Source organism: Streptacidiphilus jeojiense (assembly GCF_000719095.1).
In the GTDB taxonomy this organism is placed as follows: Bacteria; Actinomycetota; Actinomycetes; order Streptomycetales; family Streptomycetaceae; genus Streptacidiphilus; species Streptacidiphilus jeojiensis.
On the sequence record NZ_JOEH01000012.1, the window covers coordinates 175343 to 183077 of the forward strand.

General features: G+C 71.6%; 6 protein-coding genes. 4 read left to right on the plus strand and 2 right to left on the minus strand.

The genetic code is table 11. The features are described from left to right. Positions 1–8 precede the first annotated feature (8 nt). The 3 genes from IF29_RS46090 (at position 9) to IF29_RS0118310 (ending at position 3868) form a co-directional block, all read left to right on the plus strand. A complete protein-coding gene (locus IF29_RS46090) occupies positions 9–1901 on the plus strand; it encodes a TraM recognition domain-containing protein (RefSeq protein ID WP_157623804.1) in 1893 nt (630 codons plus the stop codon). Between the two features lie 18 nt (positions 1902–1919). Further along, the gene (locus IF29_RS0118305; RefSeq protein WP_157623805.1) at positions 1920–3188 is read left to right on the plus strand and encodes a hypothetical protein; all 1269 of its coding nucleotides are present in this window, start codon (positions 1920–1922) and stop codon (positions 3186–3188) included. Positions 3189–3349: 161 nt separating this feature from the next. After that, entirely contained in the window at positions 3350–3868 is a 519-nt protein-coding gene (locus IF29_RS0118310) for a hypothetical protein (protein WP_232242195.1), read from the plus strand. A gap of 33 nt (positions 3869–3901) precedes the next feature. On the opposite strand, the gene IF29_RS0118315 is transcribed toward IF29_RS0118310, so the two are convergent. Then, positions 3902–4525: a CGNR zinc finger domain-containing protein gene (locus IF29_RS0118315; protein ID WP_232242196.1), complete on the minus strand. Its 624-nt coding sequence runs from the start codon at positions 4523–4525 to the stop codon at positions 3902–3904. 146 nt (positions 4526–4671) lie between these two features. On the opposite strand from IF29_RS0118315, the gene IF29_RS0118320 reads away from it, so the two are divergent. Beyond that, positions 4672–5922: an MFS transporter gene (locus tag IF29_RS0118320; RefSeq protein WP_157623806.1), complete on the plus strand. Its 1251-nt coding sequence runs from the start codon at positions 4672–4674 to the stop codon at positions 5920–5922. Between the two features lie 106 nt (positions 5923–6028). Here the strand turns inward: IF29_RS0118320 and IF29_RS43685 are convergent, their stop codons facing one another. Further along, entirely contained in the window at positions 6029–6898 is an 870-nt protein-coding gene (locus IF29_RS43685; protein WP_084714492.1) for a YceI family protein, read from the minus strand. Between the last annotated feature and the right edge of the window lie 837 nt (positions 6899–7735).

Sequence of the window (7735 nt, forward strand, 5' to 3'; positions counted from 1 at the left end):
TGTCGTCGATGCAGCCGGGCGGCCGGGGGCGGCCGGGGGACGGAAGGAGCTGGGACGGCAGCAGCGGCGCCGGCGTACCGCCGCGCAGGGGCATACCGGACGGAGCCATCGTCGGGGTACTGGCGACGCTGCTCGGCACCACCACCCTGGTGTGGCTGTCCACGGCCCTGGGCGCCCTGGTGACCCATGGTCACCTGCCGCATCCGCTGCCGTTCGCCGGGACGCCGACGGCGATCCGGAACCTGGCCACCCAGCCGAACAGCATGGGCGCGGCCTGGCCCGGCACGCCGGTGCCGCAGCTGCCGTCGCCGACGGCCTTCTGGAGCACCTTCTTCGTCCTGCTGGCACTGCTGATCGCGCTGGCGCTGACGATACTGACGGCGTGGATGCGGCTGCGCAGCGCGCGGCAGGCGCACCGGGTGCAGGAGCCGTACCGGCAGCAGGAGCCGTACCGGGCGGAGGAGTCCTATCCGGCGGCGGGGCCCGCACGGACGGGTGCCGCGACGACGGCGCCCGCTGCGATGCCCACGCCCGCTCCGGTGCCCGAGCCCCGGACCGCGCCACCGCTCGCCGGGCCCGTCACCGGCTCCGCCCCCGTCTCCATCCACAAGACCGCCGGCGGGCCTCCCCCTGCCGCCGCTCCGGCTCCGGCCCCGGCCCCGGCCTCCCGGGCCTTCGCCTTCCCCGCGGGCATGACCGCGCTGCTGGTGCCGGACGTCGGAGCCGCCCCGTACCGGCGCCGGCTGCTGCAGCGGGCCGTGGAGACCGCGACCGGGGCGGTCCTCGTCGTCACCGACGACCTCGCGCTCTGGGAGGCCCGTCCCGCGCACCGGGACGCCCGCCTCTACGACCCGCTGCGACTGGTCGACGCCCTCGACGACCCCGACGCCCGGGTCCGCTGGGCCCCGCACGACCACTGTGACGACCCCTCGGTCGCCTCCGCCCGGGCCCGTGCGCTGCTTGCCCCGACAGCCCGCGGCGACGGCTCCACCAGCTCCTCCAGCGCCTCGCACGAGCGCGGCATCCAGGAGACCGCGCAGACGGTGCTCCGCTGCTGGCTGCACGCTGCCGCGCTGGACGGGCGCCCGTTCCGGCACATCCAGCGCTGGGCCTCCGGCACCAACCGCCAGGAGGCGCTGGGCATCCTGCGCAACGCCGACCCGCACACCGCCGCTGACGGCTGGGACGGCGAACTGCAGACGGTGCTCACCCACTCGACCGAGCTGCGCGACTCCGCGCTGCAACGCATCGGCGGCGCACTGGAATCGCTGTCCGAACTCCAGGTGCAGCAGGCCTGCGCGCCCTCAGCCTCTTCCTCGGCAACTGACAGTCTTGATGTGGAGTCAGTCCTGCGCCATCGGGGAACGCTCTACGTACTGGGTCGCGCCACCGAGACCAGGGTCGGCAGTAACGGTTCCGCACAGCGCAGCGTGATGCCCCTGCTGAGCGCGCTCGTGGAAGACGTGGTCGAGCGCGGCCGGCGCATGGCCGTACGGTCATCCTCCGGTCGGCTCGACCCACCACTGCTCTGCCTGCTGGACAACGCGGCCGCAGTCGCGCCCTTCCCGGGCCTGCCCGAACTGATGGCCCGCGGCGGCCCGCTCGGCCTGGCCGGGGTCGCCGTCTTCCGCTCCCCCGAACAGGCCCGGCTGCGCTGGGACGAGCGCGCCGTCCACAGCCTGTGGACAAGCGCGGACGCCCGCGCCGTGCTCGGCCCGCTGCCGGCCCCCGGCATCGACGGCCTGCTGACCGCGCTGGGGTCCGGCCCGGCGGAGACCGAGTCCGCGACCGCCCCCGGGGCCCTGGACAAGGGCGAACTGCTGCTGCTCGCGGACCGGAAGGCCGCACAACGCTTCCGCATCGAAGGTTCGTCGACGGAAGGCGCTCCCGTACGCTCGTGACTCCACAGGAGCGAGCACGTGAGAGAGAAGAGCAGCGGAGCGATGAGCGGCAACACGGGGTGGGGCGGTCCCGGCGGACCAGGTGGGCCCGGCGGCGGTCCCGGCGGGTGGGCCACGGGCGGCCGGCCACCCGGTGGTCCGGGCGGGCCCGGCTACCCCGGCTCTCCGGGCTATCCCGGCCATCCCGGCTATCCCGGCTGGGGTTACGTCCCGCTGCCGCCGCGTCCGCCCAAGCCGGGCGTGATACCGCTGCACCCGCTGTCCGTGGGGGAAATCTTCAGCGGGGTCTTCGGCACCCTGCGCCGCCACTTCCTGGCGGTCTACGTCCCGCTGCTGCTGACCGCCCTCGGCAGCGCCCTGCTGCTCGGCACACTGGCCGCCTTCGCCTACGGCCCGCTGCACAGCATCTACGACGCCGCCAGCGACAACTCCTCGTTCACCCCGAGCACCGGACAGGGCCTCACCATGGCCGGCTTCGGCGGCGGTGCCGTCCTCATCATCGCGCTCGGCGCCCTGGCCTGCTATCTGGTGGGCTCGACCACCAGCACCGCGGTGCTGCGCCATGCGGTCCTGGGACAGAAGGTGACGGTGCGCCAGGTGTGGCGGGAGTCGAGGCCGCACCTGTGGCGGGTGCTCGCGGTCTGCCTGCTGCTCGCCGGGGGCGTCCTGGCCGTACTGGTGGTGGCCGTCGGCCTGGCCGCGGCCATCGGCGCCGCCGCACAGAGCGGCGCGGCCTTCGGGGCGACGTTGCTGCTGTTCTGGCTGCCGGCGATGGTCGCGGTGCTGTACGTGACGGTGCGGCTGGTACTGGTGATCCCCGTCGTGGTGCTGGAGAACCAGCGGCCGGTCGCCGCCCTGCGTCGGGCCTGGAAGCTCAACGGCGGAGCCTGGTGGCGGAGCCTCGGCATCCCCTACCTGGTCAGCCTGGTGGGCTCGGTCGTCGGTCAGCTCATCCTGATCCCCGCCGTGGTGATCGGCTCGCTGCCGGTGTTCGACCAGCTCTCGCGGACCCCCGACACCGCCGCCACGCCGCACATCGGCTTCGGCGCGGTGGCGTTCTTCTACCTGACGGCGGCAGCCGGCGGCGCGCTCGTCACGGTGCTCGCGATGCCGCTGACGCCGCTCACCAACGGCCTGCTGTACCTGGACCGCCGGATCCGCAGGGAGAGCCTGGACCTCGCGCTGGCCGAGCAGGCCGGTGTGCAACTGCATCCGGTGCAGGACGTACAGGGCCCGGACCAGGGGCAGGGGCGGGAAGAGGGACAGGGACCGACTCAGGAACCGTAGTGAGCTGCGGAAATGACGTCCGGACCTGAGCCGCGTATGACAAATGTACTGCTCAGGTCGGGATGTGCGGCTCTGCTGCAGCGCCCCTCATCCGGGCCAGGATGATCCATGTCGGCAGGGAGCCGGCGGATCGACGGAACGACCCAGGGGGCGGACACACCATGAGCATCAGCATCTCCGACAGGTTCAGCAAGAAGACCGTCTCGGTGGAGGAGCAGACCGCCAAGGCCGAGGCGAAGGCGCAGGCCGATGCCGAGGCGCTGAAGAACCTGAAGCCGCTGCCTGTCTGGTTCTTCGGCTTCGAGGGCCTGATGGGTGGCGCCTACGACATCCTGAAGACCAGCCCCGACGCCTGGACGGTGCTCGCCGCACTGGGCGCGGTGAACATGATCGTCGGGATCACGGTCCTGGGAAAGCGTCGCAAGCTGGTCAAGGCCATGCTGAAGAACAGCCGCACCCGTGCCATCGCCATCGGGCTGATCGCGCTGCGGGCGGGAGCGCACCTGCTCCTCGGCCTCGCCGGAGCCCAGATCACCAGCGCCGCGGGCCACCTGACGATGGCTTTCCTGATGACCGCCGCGACCGTCACCCTGCTCTGGTTCGACCAGCGGATCAGCTTCCGGGCCCTGGGTCTGCTGCCGACCGCGCCTGCCACCCCGGCCGCCGCCGTCCAGCACTGACCGGGAGCGGGTTGGGGCCAAGCCCCGCCCGACTCAGGCCGAGCCGTCCTTCCCCTGGTCCTTCCCCTGATCCCGGCTCTGGTCCCGGTTCTGGGCGGCCTTGCTGCGGATCGTGCTCTTCTTCGCGCGATTGCCGCAGGCGCCCATCGAGCACCACCGGCGCTTTCCGGGACGGGAGTTGTCGACGAACAGCGCCCCGCAGGTCGGATCGGCACACTCCCTCACCCGCTCCATCGCCGGGGAGGTGACCAGGTCGACGGCGTCCCTCGCCACCAGCGACAGCGTGGCCGCGACCGGATCGGTGGCAATCCAGAGCAGAGCCCCCGACGGGTCGACGCGCGGCGTCGGAGCCGCGACGGCAGCCGCCCGGTTCACCAGCTCACGGGACAGGAAACTGGACGAGCTCACCCCGCCCGGGCTGCGTGCGGCGGAGATCAGCTCGTGGACCGCCTCCCGCAGGCTCCGCGCATCCCGCACCACGGTCGGATCGACCAGCTCGGCATCCAGCGCCAGCGCACAGGGGCCGCACTGCGTGATCCAGGCCACCAGGGCTGACACGTCGGGCAGTTCCTCGACGGAACCGATGGTGCCCCGGTACCGGAGCGTACGAATGAAGTCGAGCGAGAGCCTGCCCGCTCCCTCCCGGAAGCGGACCACCTCTGCCCCTCTGTCCGCTGCTTCCCCAGCTGCACGAGTAGTGACCGTCATGCGGAACACAGTACTGCGCGAACCGGTTTAACTGGTAGCGTCGGGAACCGGTTTGACTGGTTCACCTGACCGCTGCCATCGAAGGGGGGACACACGTGTCCCAGCCGCCGCCCGAGTTCACCGCTGCCGCTGCCACTGCCGCCGTCGAGACCGAGGGCGAGGTCGATGGCGCACTCGCCTCGACCGGGGCGGGAGAACCGCCGCGCCGACTGGTCCTGCTGTTGGCCGTGGCCTGCGGACTGACCGTCGCCAACCTCTACTACGCCCAGCCACTGCTCAGCAGCCTGCGCCAGGTCTTCGGCATCGACGCGGCCACCGCCGGGTGGCTTGTGACGATCAGCCAGATCGGTTACGCACTGGGCCTGCTGTTCATCGTCCCGCTGGGCGACCGGCTGGAGAACCGACGACTCGTCACGGTGCTGCTGGGCATCACCGCCGCCTCCCTGGTCGTGGCCGGCACCGCACCCGGATACGCCCTGCTGCTCGGCGCGACGCTGCTGTTCGCCACCACCCTCGTCGTGGTCCAGATCCTCGTGCCGTACGCCGCTGATCTGGCCCCCAGCCACATCCGCGGCCGCATCGTCGGACAGGTGATGAGCGGGCTGCTGGCCGGCATCCTGCTCTCCCGCACCCTCGGCAGCCTGCTGGCGCAGGCCACCGACTGGCGGGTGGTCTACCTCACCTCGGCCGCACTGATGGCCGTCCTGGCCCTGGTGCTCCGCACGACCCTCCCGACGCGGCGACCGCGCACCGGCGCGCCGTACCCGGAGCTCCTGCGCTCCACCGCCCGCCTGATGCGGCAGCACCCGCCCCTGCGACGGCGAGCCCTCTACCAGGCGACCATGTTCGGCGCCTTCAGCGCCTTCTGGACCACCGTCTCCTTCGTCCTCACCGGCGCGCCCTTCCACTACAACCAGCTGGGCGTGGGCCTGTTCGCCCTGGTCGGCGCGGGCGGCGTGCTGATCGCGCCACTGGCCGGGCGCTGGGCCGACCGCGGCCTGGGCCGACCGATGACGGCAGCGGCGCTGCTCACCGCGGCCCTGGCCTTCGGCCTCGCCGGCGTCGGCCGACACAGCATCATCGCCCTCGGCGCGGCGGCGATCCTGCTGGACATGGCCGTGCAGACCACCCTCATCCTGGGCCAGCACGTCATCTTCCAACTCGACCCGGCCTCACGCGCCCGGCTCAACAGCGCCTACATGGCCACCTTCTTCCTCGGCGGCGCACTGGGCTCACAAGTCGCCTCCACGGCCTACCGCGCCGACGGGTGGCCGGCAGTCGCCACCCTCGGCGCGGCACTCCCCGCGGCAGGACTACTGCTCTGGGCCACCGAACGCCACGGGTGAACCCGTGGCGGGAGCGGGGCCTGAGCGGGGCACGGAGGCGACCGCCAGGCCACACCTGGCTGGGCCCAGGCGGGCACTGGCAGCTCGCCCAGTCCTGGTCCTGGCGCTAGTCCGCGGGTCGCTCCGGCGCTTCGGTCGCAGCCTCCGGGGCGGCCTCGGTCGAGGCCTCAGCCGCCGTCTCGGCGGTCGCCGCCTCGGCCGGTTCCTCTGACGCTTCCTCCGTCGCCTCCTTCGCCGGAGCCGCTGTTGAAGCCTCGGCGACGGGCTCAACGGAGGCTTCGGCCACCGGTTCAGCCGGAGCCTCAGCCGGAGCCTCAGCGGGGGCCTCAACCGGGGCTTCAGCCGCAGCCGACGGCACAGCGACCTCCTCGGCGGCTTCAGCCGGAGCCTCGCTCGAGACCACCGAGGTGGCCGAGCCGGACTCCCGAACGGCAACGACGTCAATCTCCAGACTGGTCTGGCGTCCCACCATGCCCTTCTGCTTGGTGAGCCCGAACGCATAGCGGTCAACCGTCGTGGTGGCCTTGGCCGTCACGGTCTTGTCGTCGCCGGTCACCGTGGCGATAGTCAGCACGCAGGGCTGCGTCACGCCACGAACGGTGAGCTCACCGGGGGCAGTGGTCGCGCTCCCCTGCTGGATGCTCGCGCTTCGGAACACGATGTCGTGGTGCGCGGCCGCCTCCAGGTAGTCGGCGGAGCGGATGTGCTCATCCCGCTTGGCGTTACCGCTCGCGAAGCTCTCCGCCAGCACGGTTACGTCGATCGTCGATGCCGCGACGTCCTCGGCAACGGTGAACTCCCCCTGCCCCACCGTGAACGTACCGCTCACCGGAACCAGGCCGAACATGGAACGAGCTCGGAACCGGATCACGGTCTGATCCGGGTCGACCCGGTAGACACCCGGCAGCGGTACTGCCGGACTCTCGGTCGAGGTGGATTCCGAGGTCGAGGATGGGGCTGAGCCCTGGTCGGTCATTGTCTGATTCGCCTCCAAGTATGGTGCCGTTGAACACAGTTACCGACACATTCGCGGCCCCGCTCCGATCTTGCAACCTACTTGGCGCAGCTGACTCGAACACCTTTCGGCGGGAACACCGAGCGCACGGCATCAGCGGCAGGTCGGGGCAGGTTGGAGGTGGTGCGGGGTCTGTTCTGCTGCCGAGCCCCCGTCCTGTGGCCGGGTTTCCGGTGCGTGTTCGCTCCCGGTGATCGTTCGTCAGTTCCGTGGGGCGCGTTGGTGTGTTGATGGCTGGGGTGGCTCGCTCCGCTCGCGGCCAACTGCGAGGAGCCGGGGGCGGGTTGGGGTCCGTTGCCGGGCGGCGGGTGGACGCGGGGCGGTGCAGAAACGTTCCTGCCGAGGTGCGAGCGGGCCTTGGACTGAACCGGGGTCACTTTCGGGACAAGGTGTCACTCGATCATGCCGTAATGCCCTATTTGACCCGGTCCTGGCGTACCACGAGTGACCCGACGTCCCGGAATCGACCCCGGTTCACGCGAGACCCGGCCGCAGAACCGTTTCTGCGCGCCCGCACCCGGCAACGGCGCCCAGGACCGGCCCCGCTCCCCCGCTGTCGTTGGCCCGCGAGGCGGAGCCGAGCAACAGCAACAAGCCACGGACGCGCCATTCGGCAACGGTGGCGCCATGTAAGCCACCAGCAGTAGCCGCCAGCCCGCGGTGGCGGCCGGCCTCCCCAGCCCGCTGCCGGTGCTGGTGGGGGAATGCAGAGAAGCCCCCTGACCGGTGGTCAGGGGGCTTTCTGTTAATGGTTGTTCGGCGGCGTCCTACTCTCCCACAGGGTCCCCCCTGCAGTAC

Excerpts from the sequence above, each read along its gene's own strand:
- IF29_RS46090 (WP_157623804.1), top strand. The coding sequence starts at position 9 with ATGCAGCCGGGCGGCCGGGGGCGGCCGGGGGACGGAAGGAGCTGGGAC.
- IF29_RS0118310 (WP_232242195.1), top strand. The coding sequence starts at position 3,350 with ATGAGCATCAGCATCTCCGACAGGTTCAGCAAGAAGACCGTCTCGGTG.
- IF29_RS43685 (WP_084714492.1), bottom strand. The coding sequence starts at position 6,898 with ATGACCGACCAGGGCTCAGCCCCATCCTCGACCTCGGAATCCACCTCG.